General features: G+C 49.1%; 13 protein-coding genes, 1 tRNA gene, 1 pseudogene and 1 CRISPR repeat array. Of the genes and pseudogenes, 8 read left to right on the plus strand and 7 right to left on the minus strand.

Features of this window, described 5'->3' with window-relative positions; genetic code table 11:
* Positions 1 to 2 precede the first annotated feature (2 nt).
* Positions 3 to 344 (plus strand): annotated as a pseudogene (locus NDA02_RS16540) (DUF948 domain-containing protein); the annotation flags it as partial.
* A 488-nt stretch (positions 345 to 832) separates the two neighbouring features.
* On the opposite strand, the gene NDA02_RS16545 reads toward NDA02_RS16540, so the two are convergent.
* On the minus strand, positions 833 to 2,245 hold the full coding sequence (locus NDA02_RS16545) for an amidohydrolase family protein (protein ID WP_190791038.1): 1,413 nt from the start codon (positions 2,243 to 2,245) through the stop codon (positions 833 to 835).
* 568 nt (positions 2,246 to 2,813) lie between these two features.
* Here NDA02_RS16545 and NDA02_RS16550 point away from each other — a divergent pair.
* Positions 2,814 to 3,203 (plus strand): Rid family detoxifying hydrolase, encoded by a 390-nt coding sequence (locus NDA02_RS16550; RefSeq protein WP_190791039.1) that lies wholly within the window; start codon positions 2,814 to 2,816, stop codon positions 3,201 to 3,203.
* A gap of 46 nt (positions 3,204 to 3,249) precedes the next feature.
* Here NDA02_RS16550 and NDA02_RS16555 read toward each other — a convergent pair whose 3' ends face one another.
* Positions 3,250 to 4,326 (minus strand): diguanylate cyclase, encoded by a 1,077-nt coding sequence (locus tag NDA02_RS16555; protein ID WP_348255314.1) that lies wholly within the window; start codon positions 4,324 to 4,326, stop codon positions 3,250 to 3,252.
* A 334-nt stretch (positions 4,327 to 4,660) separates the two neighbouring features.
* Complete coding sequence (locus NDA02_RS16560) at positions 4,661 to 5,296, minus strand: peroxiredoxin (protein WP_348248329.1); 636 nt, start codon at positions 5,294 to 5,296, stop codon at positions 4,661 to 4,663.
* Positions 5,297 to 5,981: 685 nt separating this feature from the next.
* On the opposite strand from NDA02_RS16560, the gene NDA02_RS16565 reads away from it, so the two are divergent.
* The 3 genes from NDA02_RS16565 (at position 5,982) to NDA02_RS16575 (ending at position 8,824) form a co-directional block, all read left to right on the plus strand.
* Positions 5,982 to 6,302: a hypothetical protein gene (locus NDA02_RS16565; protein WP_242067473.1), complete on the plus strand. Its 321-nt coding sequence runs from the start codon at positions 5,982 to 5,984 to the stop codon at positions 6,300 to 6,302.
* Positions 6,303 to 6,346: 44 nt separating this feature from the next.
* Positions 6,347 to 6,724, plus strand: a complete 378-nt coding sequence (locus tag NDA02_RS16570; RefSeq protein ID WP_190793300.1) for a cupin domain-containing protein — start codon at positions 6,347 to 6,349, stop codon at positions 6,722 to 6,724.
* A 504-nt stretch (positions 6,725 to 7,228) separates the two neighbouring features.
* Positions 7,229 to 8,824: an ammonium transporter gene (locus NDA02_RS16575; protein ID WP_199296703.1), complete on the plus strand. Its 1,596-nt coding sequence runs from the start codon at positions 7,229 to 7,231 to the stop codon at positions 8,822 to 8,824.
* Between the two features lie 25 nt (positions 8,825 to 8,849).
* Here the strand turns inward: NDA02_RS16575 and NDA02_RS16580 are convergent, their stop codons facing one another.
* A complete protein-coding gene (locus tag NDA02_RS16580) occupies positions 8,850 to 9,077 on the minus strand; it encodes a hypothetical protein (protein WP_190793298.1) in 228 nt (75 codons plus the stop codon).
* A gap of 581 nt (positions 9,078 to 9,658) precedes the next feature.
* On the minus strand, positions 9,659 to 9,799 hold the full coding sequence (locus NDA02_RS16585; RefSeq protein WP_190793296.1) for a hypothetical protein: 141 nt from the start codon (positions 9,797 to 9,799) through the stop codon (positions 9,659 to 9,661).
* Positions 9,800 to 9,861: 62 nt separating this feature from the next.
* Here NDA02_RS16585 and NDA02_RS16590 point away from each other — a divergent pair, with 62 nt between their 5' ends.
* Positions 9,862 to 12,279: a Tex family protein gene (locus NDA02_RS16590; protein ID WP_190793302.1), complete on the plus strand. Its 2,418-nt coding sequence runs from the start codon at positions 9,862 to 9,864 to the stop codon at positions 12,277 to 12,279.
* A gap of 355 nt (positions 12,280 to 12,634) precedes the next feature.
* Positions 12,635 to 12,787: an isochorismate synthase gene (locus NDA02_RS16595; protein WP_348248332.1), complete on the plus strand. Its 153-nt coding sequence runs from the start codon at positions 12,635 to 12,637 to the stop codon at positions 12,785 to 12,787.
* Positions 12,788 to 13,155: 368 nt separating this feature from the next.
* Here the strand turns inward: NDA02_RS16595 and NDA02_RS16600 are convergent, their stop codons facing one another.
* Positions 13,156 to 14,052, minus strand: coding sequence for an SMP-30/gluconolactonase/LRE family protein (locus tag NDA02_RS16600; protein WP_190790987.1), 897 nt, complete (start codon positions 14,050 to 14,052; stop codon positions 13,156 to 13,158).
* 124 nt (positions 14,053 to 14,176) lie between these two features.
* On the opposite strand from NDA02_RS16600, the gene NDA02_RS16605 reads away from it, so the two are divergent.
* A tRNA-Val gene (locus NDA02_RS16605) sits at positions 14,177 to 14,248 on the plus strand.
* A gap of 486 nt (positions 14,249 to 14,734) precedes the next feature.
* A CRISPR array of direct repeats spans positions 14,735 to 15,279; the repeat unit is 37 nt; unit sequence CTTTCTAACCACGCTTAGCCAAGGAGCCGATAGAAAC.
* A gap of 589 nt (positions 15,280 to 15,868) precedes the next feature.
* Here NDA02_RS16605 and cas12k read toward each other — a convergent pair.
* On the minus strand, positions 15,869 to 18,214 hold the full coding sequence (gene cas12k, locus NDA02_RS16610; RefSeq protein ID WP_348255317.1) for a type V CRISPR-associated protein Cas12k: 2,346 nt from the start codon (positions 18,212 to 18,214) through the stop codon (positions 15,869 to 15,871).
* Positions 18,215 to 19,278 lie beyond the last annotated feature (1,064 nt).

Here is a 19,278-nt window from a genome sequence, read left to right on the forward strand (position 1 = left end):
GTGTGGTAGACCCTTTGTTTTGGCTAGGACTCTCGATTTTGCTAGTTGCGGTTAGCATTACCGCCGTGCTGATGGCTGCGCTGCCTGCTTTTCAGGAGCTATCGCGGGCAGCTCGTAGTGCTGAGAAGCTATTCGACACCCTCAACCGAGAACTGCCGCCCACCCTGGAAGCAATCCGCCTTACAAGCCTGGAAATTACCGAACTCACTGACGATATGACTGAGGGAGTGCAAAACGTGGGTCGGATGACTCAGCAAGTGGATCAGGGTGTGGGCGGGGTAAAGCAGCAGGCAAAGCAGGCGCAGATCACGACACGCAGCGTCGTCGCTGGCTTCAAAGCAGCCCTAGGAGCCTTCACCCGTCCTTCGGGTCGGCGGGCAGCTCCAGTACCAACCCGTCCCCGTTTGCCTGCCTCACAAGCTGAGGAATTTGAAGAAATAGAAGAGATTGAGAGAGTGGAGGGAATTGAGGGAGTCGAGGAAGTCGAGGTTTTTGAGCAGTTTGAAGTTGAAGTTGCCCCGATCGCGGATCATCAACAGTCCGCTCGTGCAGCCAGCCGTCGGGTTGAGGAACCATCACCAATCAATGCCGGTGAAATCGGTGCAAATCAAGCCGCGATCGCTTCAATGGAAGCAGATACCCCCAATCTACCGCCGCAAAATGGCAATTTCTACGCCCCCCAGCTGCGCTCGCCTGGTTCTTCCTCGCTTAACCTGCCGCCTTCTACCTCGCCCCAAATGCCTCCTCATCAAATCGAGGCGTATCGGGAACGTCAGGGCTAGTGCTTGAGCAGGTGGGTTGATTGTTAAGTTTGAGCGTTAATCATTCATTATCAGGATTCATCATCCAAGAGGCCCATCACCGATCGATAGTGTGCCTCAACCTGCTGCACCATTGCAGACTGGCGATTTGTCTGCCACTGACTGCGATCGAAAATCTCCTGCCGCAGCAGATCAACGTCGATTGTCTGAACTTTTCCTTTTGCCACCACAGTCTGACCGTTGACCCACACCTGAGCCACTGCACTTGCAGGTCTGCCCATCACCAGTAAACCGATCGGATCAGTGCGCGGCAGCAGTGATAAGTTGGTCAGGTCATACAGCACCAGATCTGCTTTTTTGCCCACGGTTAGCGAACCCGTCTGCTCAGCCAGATTTAACCCCGTCGCTCCGCCCAACGATGCCATCTCGATCGCCTCACGCGGACTGATCCAGTGGCGATAATCGGTATCTGTCACATTGTGCAGCAGCGTGCCTATCTTAATCGCCTCCAGCAAATCCTGCCCGTCGTTGCTAGCCGAGCCATCACAGCCAAAAGTGACATTCACGCCCGCCTGTCGATATTTTAAAATGGGGGCAACGCCGCTGCCCAGGCGCAAATTGCTCAGGGGATTGTGTACAACGGTCGATCGCGTTTCTGACAGGATTTCAATGTCGGCATCATCGAGCCAGACACAGTGTGCCAGCGAAGTGTGAGGCGTGAGAAATCCCAGATGCTTTAAGTGCTGAACTGCGCTATATCCATATTTCTCCTGGGCAAGCAATTGCTGTGCTCTGGTTTCGAGCAGGTGAGTATGGCAGCAAAGCTGATACCGATCGCTCAACGTCACACAGCCCTCAAACAGCGCGTCTGAGCAGAGCTGCATTCCCGTTGGAGCCAGCATGAGATGAATTCCGGCTTCTGGTCGGTGAAAGCGATCGATCGCCCGCTCCATTAGCGATAGCGTCTCTTGGGTTGTTCGAGCATAGGGCTGATGCTCAAGCAATTTCCCCCCCGAAGGAATGCTCTCGGTCAGCGAAGCATCCTGAATCAGCGGACCAATGAACGCCCGAATGCCAATTTCTTCATAGGCACGGGCGGCAGCAGCGATCGTCTCTTCCTCCTGTCCGGGGATCAGCACCAGATGATCAACTACGCAGGTTCCGCCCGACAGCAGTGTCTCGGCTGCCGTTGCCAGCGCACTGAGATAAATTTGCTCTGGACTGAACAGCGTAAAGTCGTAGAGTTCTGCCAGCCACAGTTCGAGCGGATAAGGCGGAATCATGCCGCGCTGCCAAAATTCTGAAGAGTGAGTATGAGCATTGAAAAATCCCGGCAGGAGCAGCTTGTTTTGTCCATCAATTACTGTTCCGACAGGCTCTAGATGGGGCGCAATAGCAGCAATGCGATCGGCTTCAATGCGGACATCAACGGTTGCATAGCCTGATGCGAGCGGGATCAATGCGTTTTGAATCGTGAAACTCACAGCGAGTCCTCAAAAACTGCGAAAAGAAGTTACGAGAAGAAATTGCGAAAAGAAACTTAGCAATGGGATTGCGAAAAAGTGAGAAGCGTTGGTTTAATTTAACTTCCGCTAGTGGGTCACTGCCTAACTGGGCACAGCAGCCTTAGAACTGGTTTGAGAAGGATTAAAAGTGCTGCCGCTCCCTGAACAGGTCAACTTTTGGGAATTTTGAAGCTGAGTGATGGTGCTGTGCCATGGTTCGGTTTCCCCCGACTTGGGGGGCGAGGAGAGCTAGGGTTCTCCTATATCAGGACGAGTATCAGGACGAGGAGGTGGGTTAGAAGTTTGGCTCTTTCAACATCTTGAATCGTCAAACTCATCATAAGCGATCGATTTTTATTTCTAAGTTGGGCGCTGCAATCAATTCAAGCAAAATCGCGGCTTTATTTCCTGCTTTATTTCCTGGCTAAAGTACGATAATTGCAAGGCAAAGGGTTTGGAGGCGAAGGGAGCATCCTGGATCTTCCCAGAACATCCTCTCTGGTAAACCCTCTCCTGTAACTTGAGCAGATTACTAAAGCAGACGACTATGTTTGAACGAATTAATCTACCCGACAATGTACTGCCGCCTGTTTCGCCCTACTGTCATGCGGTACGTGCAGGGGATTTTTTGTTTGTCACCGGGCAGCTTGCCCAAAACCCAGAAACAGGTCAGGTTGATCGCGGCTCCATCGAAGACCAGACCCACCGTGTGATGCAAAACTTAAAACTGGTGCTGGATCAGGCAGGCAGCAGCTTCGATCGGGTGGTAATGGCGCGGGTGTTTCTCACGGATTTTCGTCACCTGTCTACCGTGAATGAAATCTATGCATCTTACTTTCCCAGCGGCAATTTTCCCGGCAGGACGGCGATCGGTGTAACTGCCCTTGCCGGATTTGGCGATGTAGAAATTGACCTGATTGCCTATTGTGGAGCCTAGCAAATTGGGCAAGTTGACAGCTTGTGAAATTCAGCAGAAGTTCCTGCTAGTCGTTCTGATAGAAATGAACCCCGCCCCGATTTTGCGTCTTCGCGATCGCACAGGCTTTATCTGCTGCTCTGATTGCGCTTGCGGCATCTGACTTTGCAGCAAGGCTGACTAAACCGATGCTGACTCCCACCGAAAACTTCTGCCCTTCCCATTCAAACCAGAACTTTTCGATGGCTTCGCAGAGCGAGTGCGCGACATACATTGCCTGTTCGGTAGGGCACCGATACAGTAGAACTGCAAACTCATCTCCTCCCAAACGGGCGATCGTATCGGCTCTTCGCACTTTGTTTTGCAGCAGGCGGCTCACCTGACGCAACAGCTCATCTCCCGCTGTATAGCCGCAGGCTTGATTGATTTCGCGAAAGCGATCGAGATCGAGAAAACACAGGCTATGTTCCTGGTCATTTGCCTGAGTCAGGGCGATCGCCTGCTGAAGACAATGCTCAAATTCTTGTCGGTTCACCAGCCCGGTCAGCGCGTCATAGCGGTCTTGCCAGGTCGATACGACATCATCAGCAGAAACTGCGGCAGCTTCGCGCAAAACCACCACGCTGCTAGTGACTTGTCCCGTCGGAGCGTGAATTTCAACCCGCGTACTGTTCACTCGTCTTTCAGAGTGATCCCGGGTTTGCAGCAGGGCAGCGCAGTCAACATTGCTGAGAGAACGCTGTTCGTAGGAATCCGCTATCAGGTTGGGCAAAGGCTGCCCGGTGTTGCAGTCCCGAAGCGGAAGAATTTCTGAAAGCGATCGTCCCTGGGCTTCCTGGGTGTGCCATCCAGTGATTTGCTCCGCAACGGGATTGAGCAGTTCCACCCGTCCTTGAGCATTGGCAGTAATCACGCCGTCGCGGATGGTGTGCAGCATCACCTGGGTTTGCTCGATCGCCTGAGATAGACTGTCCCTCAATCGATCGCGTTCTTTGCGGTAAGCTTTCAGACGCATCCAGAGTAGCACGATCATGCCAGCAAGAATGGCGATGAGGAAGGCAATCACGAGCGTCATGGCGGTTGAGGCTTCACCGATCACAGCAAAATACAACGGAAACACGAGAATAGAAGTCAGGGAAAACACAAGCTGCACCGGGTAGAGAAACTGTGAGGAGCTCTGTTGCCTGCTCGGTTGGGGAGACAGTTTGAACGAAAACATTGTGCGGCGAGGTTTGAGCAGGAACATTGGGAGCGAGGTTTTGAGCGGACATTTAAGGAAAATCATGCCGCAAGCTAAGTCAGGAAACTGCTGATTTAGGGCAATGTTACCCAAGACGTACCAAAAAACTGCCTGGAGCAGACATATCAAAAAACGATACAAAAAAGGAGCATGGATTTCCACACTCCTGATTACGCTAAAGTTTTATCGAGCCAGTTTCTCAGGAAAACCGATCGCTCAAGTCATTTACTCAAGCCATTTATTTATTAGGCTGAGGGGTCATCCGCAGATAAGGCTTGACTTCAGTCACGCCTTTCGGGAATTTTTGTTTTGCTTCTTCGGTGGGAATCGAAGGCACGACTACGCAATCGCCGCCGTCTTTCCAGTCTGCCGGAGTCGCAACGCTGTAATTATCGGTTAATTGCAGCGAGTCGATCACGCGCAGGATTTCATCGAAGTTCCGTCCGGTGCTGGCAGGATAGGTCAGGGTGAGCCGCAGCTTTTTCTGGGGGTCGATGATGAACACCGATCGCACCGTCAGCGTGTTGTTGGCGTTGGGGTGGATCATGCCATACAGGTCAGACACCTTACGATCGGAGTCAGCCAAGATGGGGTAGTTCATGCGGGCGTTTTGGGTTTCTTCGATGTCGCCTACCCAGCTACGATGCGAGTCAGCATCATCTACGCTGAGGGCAATTACTTTAACGTTGCGCTTGTCAAACTCAGGCTTCAGCCGTGCGACCGTACCCAGCTCTGTTGTGCAAACGGGCGTGAAATCTTTGGGGTGAGAAAAGAGGACAACCCAGCCATCCCCTGCCCATTCATGGAAATTGATAACTCCTTCAGTGGAGTCTTGCGTAAAGTCGGGAACGATATCACCAAGTTGGAGTGCCATATTGCGCTACCTGTCTGTCAATTCAACAACAATCCATAGATACTTATCCATCATCCCACAGAACTCCGGTATTCCGATGGGAGTTTGGATCTTTATTCTATTCTGTCGCATTCTATTCTGTCGCAAAATGCAGCTTTCTATTATGGATTAATCTTTGCCGATCACGTGGGAGGGATTTAGGAAATCTCCTGAAAATACTCTCGCTTGAGATGACGCTTGAGCAGCCGTAACTGCAACCCGATCGCCCTCTTTCAAACTGCCAATTCTGAGAAGAACCTCGCGCTCCTTCAGATTTCAACCCGATTACAACTCGTTTTAACTCGATACTAATGTTGTCAAGGCTTGAAAAGCAAAGCAGGAAAAAGAGCGAAGCGGATAGAACTGTAGATGCCTTGAGAACAGATTAATGGCTCACCCTGGATTTTACCTGATTCATTGCCTCAACTGCTCTTCTTGCGTTCTCACTTAGGTTAGAGCGGCGAGTTCCGCCTTTAGCGGCAGGAAGAATATTAATAAAAGTTACAAAATGAGAATGAGATCGATGAAAAGTTGGTGCGTTAATTTTTAGATTGATTTTGATTCATCGATTTGAATCGAATAATCTAGATTAAACAATAGATTCACTCCAATCTCTTTGTTCGATTTGTTGGTCATCCACTCGTTACTCACCGTCTTTTTTTACGTTATGCTTCACTACTATTTTCTGACCCTGTCTCAGATGCATCAGTTAATTCAACCTATCCTTGTGCCGATCTGTTTTGTGCTTGCCTGGGGGCTGGTTGCGCTTCTGGGCTGGAGCCTCTGGGCAGCCGCAAGAGACAGCGTTAAAACGGCTCAGAGAATGCACCAAATTCCTTGCGCCAACTGTCAATTTTTTACTAACACTCACGTTCTAAAGTGTCCTGTTCATCCCAGCTCGGCAGGCACTGAAGAAGCGGTAAACTGCCTAGATTTTGAACCCTGTTCCTACGCTTCTGTGGGTAATGCCGATCGCGCTTACCGCTAATCAGAATTAAGATTGGCTCAGTGCTAATCGCAAATGGCGGTGAGATGCTAATCCAAAAACTTCAAAATTGCTCAGAATTCATTGCCGGAGATGGAACCAATCTCCGAGAGTTGCTTCATCCCGATAAGCAGTCGATCGACCTGCGCTACAGTTTGGCTCATGCGATCGTCTCCCCCGGACAGGTTTCAATTCCTCACTCGCTCAAAACGTCCGAGGTTTATTACATCTTGAGCGGGAATGGTGAAATGCACATTGATGACGAGGTGCAAGCTGTCGAGCCGGGGGATGCGATCTACATTCCTCCCGACGCAAAGCAGTACATCGCAAATCTTGGAACAGAAGACTTGATTTTTATCTGTATTGTTGACCCTGCTTGGCGGCAGCAGGATGAAACAATTTATCGGGAGCAGCTCGATCACTAGCAGGTTTGCGAGCAGACTTGCGAAAGTCTCCGAAAGTTTCCAAATTGCAGGCGATCGCCAGCAGATCTGAGGTAAACGGATTGAGCGTCTGCTTATTTTCTAGGGGAAGTCTAAGATTTCCTTTAGCTTCAAAAGCCTTGCGCTACATAGGCTGTGGGGCAACACGCTTAGCAATTGTATTCTCCTATACAGAATTACTTCAACAAGATTGGTGCAATTTGAAACATAGATTTTGCAGTTTCCGTGAAATCGCTGTGAATTGATTGCTGTGGGGTAACTCTAAAGTTCCCTGCCGTCTTCGTCTTGCGAATAACTGGTTTAGCTGCATCGGTAGAAATCAATGCCTCAGTCTGTGCCTCTACCCTTTCGAGGTTCAATTCGGGGCTAGGTTGCTCCCTTATCTGAATGAGTTGTGCCCTGTGAATCGCTCACAGAGTGCCGGATTTGATGCATTCACTTGCTGAAGGAACGTCCAGTAAAATGTCTAAATTAGCGCACAGGCGAATGAGAACTCGCAACAAGCGATCGATCGCTGATACTTTGGCTAGATCTTGGGCTAGATCTGAAGTCGCTTACTACGCCCAAAAATACTTCAAAAAGATTCGTCGGCTCCCGGTTTCCCTGCAAGCCTGCCTTCCCCTGGCTGGAATTCTGGTGTTGATGTCTTCTTTCTCTGCTTCGGCACAAACTCCCTCTGCTGCTCAGCTCACCGAACTCGAATCCTCGCTGCGAGTCGGCTTGGATACGATGTGGGTGATGATTGCGGGGATGCTGGTGTTCTTTATGAACGCTGGTTTCTGTATGCTGGAAACGGGCTTCTGCCGCCAAAAGAATGCTGTTAACGTGCTGGCAAAGAACCTGATTGTGTTCGCTCTCTCGACGATCGCCTTCTGGTTCATTGGCTTCGGTCTCATGTTCGGCGATGGCAACCCCTTCTTTGGCACAAGTGGGCTGTTCTTCCTCTCTGGTGCAGATAACAGCCCTGCAACCGCAGATGCTTACCAGGGCGTTTACACTTCGCTCAACTGGACGGGCGTGCCTTTAGCAGCTAAGTTCTTCTTCCAGCTTGTGTTTGCAGGGACGGCGGCAACGATCGTTTCCGGTGCAGTCGCAGAGCGCATCAAGTTTGTTGACTTCTTGATCTTCAGCTTGCTGCTAGTGGGAATTGCTTACCCGATCACAGGTCACTGGATCTGGGGCGGCGGCTGGCTTGCTGGTCTTGGCTTCTTCGACTTTGCGGGTTCAACGGTCGTTCACGCAGTTGGCGGCTGGGCAGCTCTCATGGGTGCAGCGTTCCTCGGTGCGCGGCTGGGCAAGTACAACGCTGACGGTTCGCCCAATGCGATTCCCGGTCACAACATGAGCATCGCCACCTTGGGAACTTTAATTCTCTGGTTGGGCTGGTTTGGCTTCAACCCGGGTTCAACCATGGCAGTGGGTGATGGTTCTCTGATTGCTCACATTGCTCTAACTACAAATACGGGCGGTGCGTTTGGTGGCGTGGCTGCAACGATCGTGGCTTGGCTGGTGCTGGGCAAACCCGACCTCTCCATGATCATCAACGGCATTTTGGCAGGTCTGGTAGCGGTTACAGCTTCCTGTGCTTTCATTACAATTCCTGCGGCTGCACTTATTGGCGCGATCGGCGGCATTCTGGTCGTGTTTGCAGTAATGTTCTTCGATCGCATCAAAATCGATGACCCCGTTGGTGCCATTGCAGTTCACCTGACCAATGGTATCTGGGGAACCCTGGCAGTCGGTTTGTTTGCAGTGGGTCCGAGCGATGCTCCCGGTGCGCTGTATGCTGCAGGTCCGGCTGCAGGCCTGTTTGCAGGGGGCGGTCTGGGACAGCTCTGGATTCAGTTCCTTGGCACGATCTCGGTTGGCGGTATGACGGTGCTGCTGTCTTCTATCTTCTGGATCGCGCTGAAGGCAATTCTGGGCATTCGAGTTTCTGAAGAAGAAGAACTCATGGGTCTGGACATTGGCGAGCACGGAATGGAGGCATATAGCGGCTTCGTCAAGGATGCAAGCGGCATGGCAGGCAGTCTGGGCACTGCGGGCACTTCCACCGGAGTCTCTAGAATGGATACGGTTTAGTGCGGTTTTGAGAATGCTGAATTCATTATTCTGAATCAGTTCCTAGGTTCATTTCTAAACCATTCCTGAACTTATAAACCAAGTTGGGGGCACAGTGTTGCCCTCTTTTTTTGCTTTTTTTGCCTCTTTTGGTTCTAATCTGCCCAAAATTAACGCGATCGACTTCCCGCCCTTGCACCCCGATAATCTGGTTGTCTTTCACGCTAATATCGAGCCTACAGCCGTAGGAACACAGTGCACAGGCAGGTTGCACCCAGCGATCCGGCTACCGCCAGCCTTCGTTCATCGGTTCGCCCATTCCACTGGCGAGAATGCGGCGTGCGATCGCCCCAGATGGCCGCAATACTGTCACGGGTTTGTTTGACCTTGGTCGAGGATCGGGCTGCTTTTACTGACTGGGACTGGCAAAGCTAGAGTTTATGCCCTACAACGGTTTATTGCTTCTATCAGAGAAAAGATGAGCTTGAATTGAACAGTCCTTTCCTTGTCTCAAGCTCACTGTCTCAAGAGCGATCGTCAACGCTTCTCAGACATCTCAAAAATTCACAACATTGAAACACGCTCGCCCGATCGCTGTCACATGAGGCGACTACCTTAGTTCTTAGACAAGGTTCATGATACACACACTCCTCACACCACAGAACTTCCCGGCCACAGTGCCGGGATTTTTAGTATCTTGATGCGAGTGTCTAACGCGAGGCTGTAGCAAACCCGAAGATGTGCCCTTGAAAATTGCTTAGCATTCCTGAAGGGATCTGAACCTTCTTTAAGAAGGATAAAATTTGCTGTTGTTCTTAACCAAATATTTTTTACAGCGTTTTTCACCCCCGTGCCTTACGGGAGTGTGGGGGCGATTTCTCCGTCTGTGGTCATTTCGATGCGTAAATCAGGGTTGGCGATGGCAAGCTGTTCGTATTGCTGGTGAGCCAGGCGCAGCGTCGGCGGCAGATAAAGGATCAGCGCGTCCATAGGCATCGGCAGGGGGATTCTCTACACTATCCTAGAAGAACTGTTTGATGGTTGGATCGATCGCAACGATGCTGAATATTCCTCAACTGCTGGCGCAAGAACTGTCTCTCAAACCCTTTCAAGTCGAGAGTGCCCTGGAACTGTTTGCAGAGGGGGCAACGATTCCGTTTATTGCTCGCTATCGCAAAGAGCGCACGGGTGAACTGAACGAAACGCAGTTGCGGGATCTGCTCGATCGCCACACTTACCTGACCGAACTTGAAGATCGCAAAGTTGTCATTCTCAAATCGATCGCCGAACAAGGCAAGCTCAGCGACGAATTGCAGCAGGCGATTCAAAACTGTCTGCTCAAAACGGAACTGGAAGATTTGTATTTGCCTTATCGTCCAAAGCGGCGTACCAGAGCCACGATCGCCCGTGAGAAGGGGTTGGAGCCTTTAGCTCAATGGATTAAATCCCTCAATCAGCCTGCTGCAAAGTCGGCAAGTCTGGAGCAGGAAGCCGCAAAGTATGTTTCGGAAGAAAAAGGCGTGAAGTCAGCGGCGGAAGCTCTGAAGGGCGCGTCGGATATTCTGGCGGAGGAAGTGGCGGATCAGGCGCATCTGCGATCGTATCTGCGCGATTTTTTGATGGAGACCGGGCTGTTTATTTCGCAGGTGAAAGCGGACTTTCCCGAAGGCACGACCAAGTTTGAGATGTATCGCCGCTATCAGTCAAAGGTAAAGACGATCGCGCCTCACAACCTGCTGGCACTGTATCGAGGTGAGACAGAAGGTGTGCTGGATGTGGAGCTTGCTTTTGATGCGGATGCAGTGCAGGGCTACTTGGAACGAGAAGAGATTCACACTCAGGCTGCCCCGATTCGTCAGTTTTATCGGGAAATGCTGAAAGATGCCTTCGATCGCCTGATGAAAACTTCCCTGATTGGCGAAGTGCGGGCTGAGAAAAAGCTGGAGGCAGATGTCGAATCAATCAAAACCTTTGAGGCAAATTTGCGCGAACTCTTGCTGTCTGCTCCGGCAGGAATGAAGCCCACTCTGGCGATCGATCCTGGATTCCGCACGGGCTGTAAGGTGTCGGTGCTCGATCAGACCGGGAAGTTTCTGGAGTACCAGACGGTTTTTCCGCATCAGGCAGAGGGGCAGCGCGTTCAGGCAGGCAAAACGCTGAAGACATTAATTGAGAAATATCAGATTGAACTGATTGCGATCGGCAACGGCACAGCAGGACGAGAAACCGATGAATTTGTCGCAGAGGTGCTGCAATTGCTGGAGCGCAAACCGATCAAGGTGATGGTCAATGAGTCGGGCGCGTCGATTTATTCTGCCAGCCCAACGGCGATCGAGGAATTTCCCGATCAGGATATTACGGTGCGCGGCGCGATCAGTATCGGGCGACGGCTGCAAGACCCACTGGCAGAACTAGTAAAAATTGACCCGAAATCGATCGGCGTTGGACAGTATCAGCATGACGTGGATCAAAAGCTGCTGAAAAAGAAATTAGATGAAACGGTAGAAAGCTGCGTGAACTATGTCGGGGTTGATTTAAACATGGCATCGAAACAGTTGCTGAGCTATGTATCCGGCATTTCTGCTGCTGTTGCAAACAATATTGTGACGTATCGCAATCAGAATGGGGCATTCCGCGATCGCAAAGAACTCCTCAAAGTCGCGAAACTTGGACCCAAGGCGTTTGAGCAGGCAGCAGGGTTTCTGCGAATTCGAGACGGCAAAAACCCCCTCGACAATACTGCCGTTCACCCGGAAAGCTACTCTGTGGTGGAACGCATTGCCGCCGATCTTCAGGTGACGCTCGATGCGAAGCACGTTCCTGCGGGGGGTAATCAGATTACAGAAGTTGCTGCTCGCTTGAAGAAAACCGACCTGAAGAAATATGTGACGGAGACGATCGGAGAGCCAACCCTGCGCGATATTCTGGCAGAGCTGGAAAAGCCCGGACGTGACCCCCGCGCCGAGTTCAAATATGCCACCTTTAAAGAAGGCATCAAGGAAATCAGCGACCTGAAACCGGACATGGAGCTAGAAGGGATTGTCACCAACGTGGCGAACTTTGGCGCATTTGTCGATATTGGTGTGCATCAAGACGGACTGGTTCACGTTTCTCAGCTTGCCGATCGCTTTGTGAGTGACCCAAAGCAAATTGTCAAAGTCGGGCAGGTGGTGAAGGTGCGTGTGCTGGAGGTGAATGAGTCTCTGAAGCGGATTAGCCTTTCGATGAAATCAGGCGAAGCAGGCGAAACTTTCCGTGCAGAAGCGAACTCTCGAAATCAGCCTAAACCGCAAGCGAAACCCCAGGATAAACCCTCAGTTAAATCTCAAGTTAAATCCCAAGTTAAATCCCAAGTTCAACCCCAAACGAAATCTCAAAATAAGTCGCAGTCCGGGCAGCAATCGGCATCAGAACCAAAAGCGGAAAAGCCGCCCAGCCTGGATGATCTGAAGGCGAGGTTCAATCGCAAAGTATAGGTAAACGATCGCCACCCTTGCAGTAAAAGGGTAAAGCAATGGGGATGTAAAGAATATTAGAGGGGCAGTCAATAACTTAGACTGCTCTTTTATGATTGGGGTATGGGAGAACATTCCCTCAACGCTTCAATTGATTAATGCTCATTAACGTTCGTTAACGTTCCTCCGAGATTCATTTGCAGTTTGTTTAGCTTGCTTCAGTTGGCGATCGACTGTTTGCAAATTTATTGCGCTACTGATTTACCATTGCTTCGCTCCAGGCAGTGAGAACAATCAAAATTCTGCAACAAGCTCCTGCAAAATGACGTGATTTGGTTGGTTTGCCGTCCACCCTATTCCTATTGAGGTCAAAACGATGAATATTTTCCAGTCATTCGGCAATGCAATCCAGTATTTGGCTGAAGGTGTGGCGCGCTTCTTTGACAAGAATGATTATCCTGAAATTGGAGTGCAGCCCTTTAGCGGCGACTACTATTCTGAAGTTAACTTTAAGCAAATCGAGAAATAGCTTTTCTGCAACTAAGCGATACATTATTTGACTCAGGAACGGCCTCCAATCTGCCCTGAGTTAAGTTAGGCAGATAACTGAGAATTGATTTCTGGATCGATCGCCTTAAAAAAGCGCATTAGACTCAGAAACCAAATTCCTGGTTGTCTGCTTTTGTCTGCTTTACTGTGCGATCGCCTGCTTAGAAACAAGCGGAAAAAAGAATCAATTGAGTTAAATTAGGCGAATGCTCTACTGGAACATAGCAATTGAGGTCGCTGTATTGCTCGCCATATCACTCACTGTATCGCTCAGTATGATACGCATTTAGATCTGACTTTCCATATCCAAGGTAAGCAAATCAGACAAAGATTTAACCGTCTTGTCTCTTAAGTGTTCCTCGAAGAATGTTGAAAGGAATAAATTAACCTTCCCGAAGACTGGGTCGAGCAGCGAAATAAATCTCCGGCGTTGAAGCCTTGCTGAATCTCCTTCTGGCTTAGCCCCACTGATGCCGAGGTAATGTATAGGTCGGTCAACTGAACCCCCCCAAACGCAACGCTAGTGGGACATTGAACGGGCAGCCTGATGCGCTGAAGTTCCTGACCTTGGGGATCAAAGCAGACAATACACCTGCCGCCCCAGAGGGCAGACCACAAGTTTCCCTCAACATCGATCGCCAGTCCATCGGGTTCTACAGCTTCATCGGTGAGATCAATGAATACCCGCCGATTCCAAATCTTGCCCGCTTCTAAATCAAAGTCATAAGCATAGATTTTGTGCAGGGCAGAATCGGTCAGATAAAACGTTGATCCGTCAGGACTCCAGCCTAAGCCATTAGAAATTGTTAGCCCGGTTTCCATCACCTGCAGCGAACCATCTGGATCATAACGATAGAGTTCTGCCTGGGCAGGGGCTTCGCTCACCGAGCCGATCCAAAACCGTCCTTGAGCATCGCATTTGCCGTCATTAAAGCGCGTGTTGGGATGGGGAAATTGAATTTGATACAGCGTTGTGGTTTCGCCTGTTTCCGGGTCGAGCAGCGCAATTCGATCGCCCAATGCCATCAAGATCTGATTGTTGCTTGCGAGGACGATCGCGCTCACTGGGGCATCCAGCTCAAAGAAGCGATCGTGACCTGTTGCCGGGTCGAACTGGTGAACTCGATAATTGTACACATCGACCCAGAAAAGCATCTGGCGATCGGCATCCCACAGCGGACACTCACCCAGCCGGGCACGGGCAGCCAACACATTTTGAACGGTGCTTTGGATAGATTGGCTCATGCAGCAATAAAATAACGTGACCTGTCGAGTTTAAAGGGAAATGCTTGTTTGCCGTTACTTCGATCGGCTATACTCATAGCACTTTCGGATTGGCTTTCCCAAAGTAAGCTAAGATGTAAAACGCGGGCGATTAGCACAGTGGTAGCGCACTTCCTTCACACGGAAGGGGTCACTGGTTCGAATCCAGTATCGCCCATTAAGTAAGAATTTCTGTCACATCAAACAGAATTCGTGTCCATTAAAGAACTATTTGTCAGATTTAATTAGCTCTTTGCAGATAATTTTGCAGCAATAAGAATTTGCAGGGCTTTCGAGCATTGCTGTCGAAATCTACCTATTTTTTGCCTCTGAAAAGCAGTTTTAATTAGCTATTTGCAGAAAAATAATTTTTTCTGCATAGTTCTTTTAATGCTACCGTGCAGGATTAGTCAGCAAATTCTATTAACTAGTTTCCCTGACGGTAGAGTTAGCATATTTTGAGTCTGTGTGTGCAGCCTTGATTAGTTAATATGTGGCTTATTGAAGTCGTACTTAGAGAGTTTCCGAACTGGAGATTAAACAGAATGGTTACCTGCCAAACTTCCGTTGTGCGAAGGAAGTGCGCCTTTCTATCCACCATTTATCATCCAGCGTTTCGGAGATATGTAAACGAAAAATAGCTATCTCATTCAATTTTTTGGCTCTTTCTAACCACGTTTAGCCAAGGAGCCGATAGAAACAGTCCAGCCCAATTTGTATTTGTAGGATAACGATACTTTCTAACCACGCTTAGCTAAGGAGCCGATAGAAACACTTCTACTGCCAAGGGATAGCTCGGGTAGTGCATCCTTTCTAACCACGCTTAGCCAAGGAGCCGATAGAAACCTAGCCGATATCTTGCACATGCCGAACAGTCCCCTTTCTAACCACGCTTAGCCAAGGAGCCGATAGAAACTTCTGCCAAGGATGCCAAGAAAACCATAACACGAGTCTTTCTAACCACGCTTAGCCAAGGAGCCGATAGAAACTTCGATCGCCAAGATACTGAAGCCGATCGCCTGCTTCCTTTCTAACCACGCTTAGCCAAGGAGCCGATAGAAACCGTGTGCCGATCTTCGAGATAGCTGCTCGTCCAGTCCTTTCTAACCACGCTTAGCCAAGGAGCCGATAGAAACCTCAAAATCCTGATTGGCGCGAAGATCGAGACCGTCCTTTCTAACCACGCTTAGCCAAGGAGCCGATAGAAACCCTGGCTATTCAAACCCTTACGCTGACTTAGTTCCTTGCCAATTTTTCGCAAAGCTATTTTCTCTGCTTGGAATCTAAAATTTCACTTGACTATCAAGTTGATATTTTGTGAAAAGAAACTAACAAAATGCTGTCAGGGCAAGGATTTGAACAAATCTGTCAAACCTGCCGGGAATTCTAACCCCACTTCGGTTTGGCAAATGAAGGCTTCGGTGGATACTCACTGAGCAGGCTCAGTAAGCGTATTTGGCAGCCGCCTTAGGATACATTTCCTACCCTCATTGCTGAGAGTTGTCCCCCTCCTGGGAACTGCAACCTTGTTTGCTGGGAGCGACCTACGTATAATGATAGAACGTGACGTTCATCTCAAGTACTTAATCCCTAGCATCAAGGCACATCCCGGGTTGAGACGCTTATCAGCTAGGCAGCTTCAGGTGCAGGCGAACTCTAAAAGAGTTGTACCGCCAGGGTCGAAAAGAACCCCCTTACGAGGGAAACCCACCCATTTCCTCTTCTTCAGGTGCCTTCTCCCTGATTGGAGGCGCTATTGGCATCATATTGCATTGTCAAGGTTCAGCGCAAGAACGTGCTACGTCCCTACATCTTTTCGAGCATGATAGGCTGACCAGGCAATTCGCACTGCCTTTTCTTGGAGATCGCTTTCATCTGGGTATTGTCCCTGTTCTATAGGAACCCCAATTTTGCCTGCCCGCTCCTTAATAAAACTGGTCAGTCTTCCATAGGACCATTTATGGACATTCTTTTTGTATTCCATTTCGTACTGCTTCTGTTTCGCCCTGTCTCCCGGATACTTCCATGCTGCTTTTGCCTCAAGCTCCGCTTGCAGGATCTCTCGTAATCCTGTCAAATCCGGTATTGCAAGGCTCCCCGATTTAAACTCCTCTGCAACTGCCACAATTTTCTTCGCAATCAAGCGATCGAGATATACACCTTTGCTGGATTCTGATAGGGTGCTGACCTTACCCCGTTTCTGTTGCTTATGACGCTCGTTCGCATTTCTTCTTTGTTCAAGACGATAGGCAGCAAAATGCTTGTAATCATCACCCAGCAATTGATGCATGTTTCGATGTGCGAGAACTTCTCCGGTTGAACAGTTTACGACAGCGACATTAGCAGCTTCCTCTAGACTAAAGCACACACCAGTGAGAATGTTTGCATTTCCTCGATAAAGAGGCTTAGAGGGTCGTGGATAGGGGTTATTAAGGGCAGACAACTGACTTCTTGTCTTCTTCAGATCCTTTTGTTGCTTATCCGTTAATCCCTCACCGCTTTCCTGTTGCTTCTCATAGTTTTCGATCTTCTTCGTGAGTTTTGGAATCTCCTTACTTCTAGTCAATTCGGCTCTCTCAGCCGTTAATTGATCGACAGCTAAGGTGCATTTGAGATAGGGCTGAAATTTAGAGATGTCCTTTTCGTTCGATTGCTCCCACGCTAAAGCAGCCGATTGAAAAGCAAACGCGGTGACTGGATGGTTTTTCTTGTCCGCTGAGTAGATTTGCCAATCGCTTAGAAAGATCTGAAAATCTGAAAGCTGTCTGCAACCACAACAAACCTCAAAGACATATTCTTTCTGTGTATTGTATATGTTTTCTAAATCTATTTTCGCGAGCTGCTCTTTCAACTGGTTCTTAAGGCTGATATCTGGCTCTCTCAATGCAAAAGAAATATATTTTTCGGATCTCTGAGTATTGTTGTTTTTCCTTTTAAGAACTTGCCACTTCTTCAAATCGTTCAATCTTAACCCCAAATCTTTTATGCACTGCTCAATCTGCTTCTTCAATTCATTCTTTATCTGATCCTTGAGATAGCTATTCAGTCCCTTAAACTTGACAAAGATACGCTCCTCGATCGCCTGAGTAACAGGGTTTCTCCGCTTCAGCAAATGCCACTCCAAGTCATCGCCGCTGTAAAACAAGACAGCGTAAGGTAGTGGATTTGGCTTCCTTTGAAAATTCGCTAACTGTTCTGTGAACTCAGCATCATCTGTGGGAACCCGTTCCACTCCGTCAGCAAATGCTTGTGCGGCTTCTTCGCCTAAATCTCTGGCTCTGGGAAGCCTTTCAGTTAACTGCTTTTCAGTACGCTCAGCCTCTTTACGCTTTTGCTGACATTTGGCTGCAAGCTTCTTGATGTTCTCTGGTTCAACAGCGACTTTGCAGTCATTCTTAATTAAATGGATGATTGCACACTGGTCAAGAAGACTGCCATTCGTTTCAACCAGCTTAGAATGACCGTCAAATAGCTCATTCTTCAAACTGTATTCTTTTTCTGGCTCCTCATCTTTGTTTGATTTGCTGTTCGATGTTTCAGTAGGACTGGATTGCTCGATCGATTTTGAGCGTTTTCTACTCTTTCTAGTTTGCTTCTTTTCCTTGCCTTCAGCCTCTTCAGGCTGTCTCTTTCCTTTTAACCGGACTTTAGCCTCGGACAGAAGTTGGCTAGCTCTACCTTGAATTTGCTCAATTGAGCACCCACATATCTCAGAAAGCGCTCGATCGCTCTTGACAATACCAAGCCAACGATACAGACCACGCAGTTTACCTAGCAATTTGGCTTGAACCTTGAACCAACTTGCATAGATGCTCTCAATCCTAAGCCAGGCAGAACGGGTAAAACGCTCCGGCATAACTTGATATGGCACACCCTCATAGGAAGATGTATCCCTCAGCGAATTCCAGATCTCTACCAACGTTTCACGAGGAATGCTTCTCTCCCCTTTCCAGGTTTCAAACTCAGAATGCTGACTGACCCGCTCATTCAAATGCCTGCACAACTGTGTGCTAGCCAGAGATAGCTGCCATATCATATCCCTTGCAGCTTCGCTAGGCACTGCAATCGACTCAGGTTCATCCTTGTCTGGAGGAATCCATTCAGATGGAATGAGCAGGGCGTGAACTGTTCTAAGGCTCTGCATCCTCAAAACTCCTGATGAAGAAGCTGCAAACGATCGGTAATCGTTACTTGAGATACCTCTTCTTGAATTAATCATTTAGCTTTGCTAACAACTGTTGCCACTGCACAATTTGCTGTTGCAGCAGAGGGGCACGATCGCCCTCCGCCTTGCGTCCCTCAAACAAATTCTGTCCCAAAAGTTCGTCCTCGGAGACGGCAATCAGTTGTTGTAGGGCTTTTTTATAGCTTCTTTGTCCTCCAGCGATACGACAGAGATTAAACGGCGTCCAATCTGCTCAACAAACTCGGACCTGGACAAACCCATTGCGGTTGCCTGCTCGTCGATACCTTGAACTCCCGATCTAGTCAGTGATAGGTTCACTTGCCCTTTTACCTCGTCATAGATCTCAGGTTGACCCCGGAGCTTTTTCTGCCCTCTCTTAGGCATTGACCTCTACCCAATTTAGATTATACAGCAAATAGATGCTAAATAGTCTCTAAATGGTCTAATATGAATGACCTAGAGGCTAAATAGTTTCAAAAAAAGAGAGTTGAGCCAGGAATGGATTGGAAGCCCGCCCTGGCTTAGCTCCCATGCTTTTTGTTCAACGGAACGATCAGCAGTATCGCAGAAAATAGGCAGCCATTCAGCCCTGTGGAGCAGTAGGAATATCTCTCCACGTATCCAGGGAGGAGATTCGACATGGCAGTTAAGTAAACGGGCTGTTCGGCAATGTAGGCGATCGTCCTGTTTTTTAGCCTCAGTAAGTATTTTTCTAACTCGATGTCGCCCTCGCCTTCCTGGTCACAGAACCGTCTTGATCAGCTACTTCAACCGCCATTAGAGTCTCTCGAATGTTGTCGATGCTGGATTATGGCTGAACCCAGAAAAGGTTATCTCAAGGTTTGTATTAATGCCCTTGCAGAAGCGACTGGGGTGAGTCTTGGCACAATCAAAAACTGGGGACCTGACTTTAGCCGTCGTCCTCGGTACGTGCTTCGATGTTTGAGGTAAGCAGACTTACTGAACCAGGCTAAAGTTCTTTTACTCCTGAGAATAGAGTGAGCTAGAATCTCAAGACACTA

It is taken from the genome of Leptolyngbya sp. ST-U4 (assembly GCF_039962215.1).
In the GTDB taxonomy this organism is placed as follows: domain Bacteria; phylum Cyanobacteriota; class Cyanobacteriia; order Elainellales; family Elainellaceae; genus Leptolyngbya_A.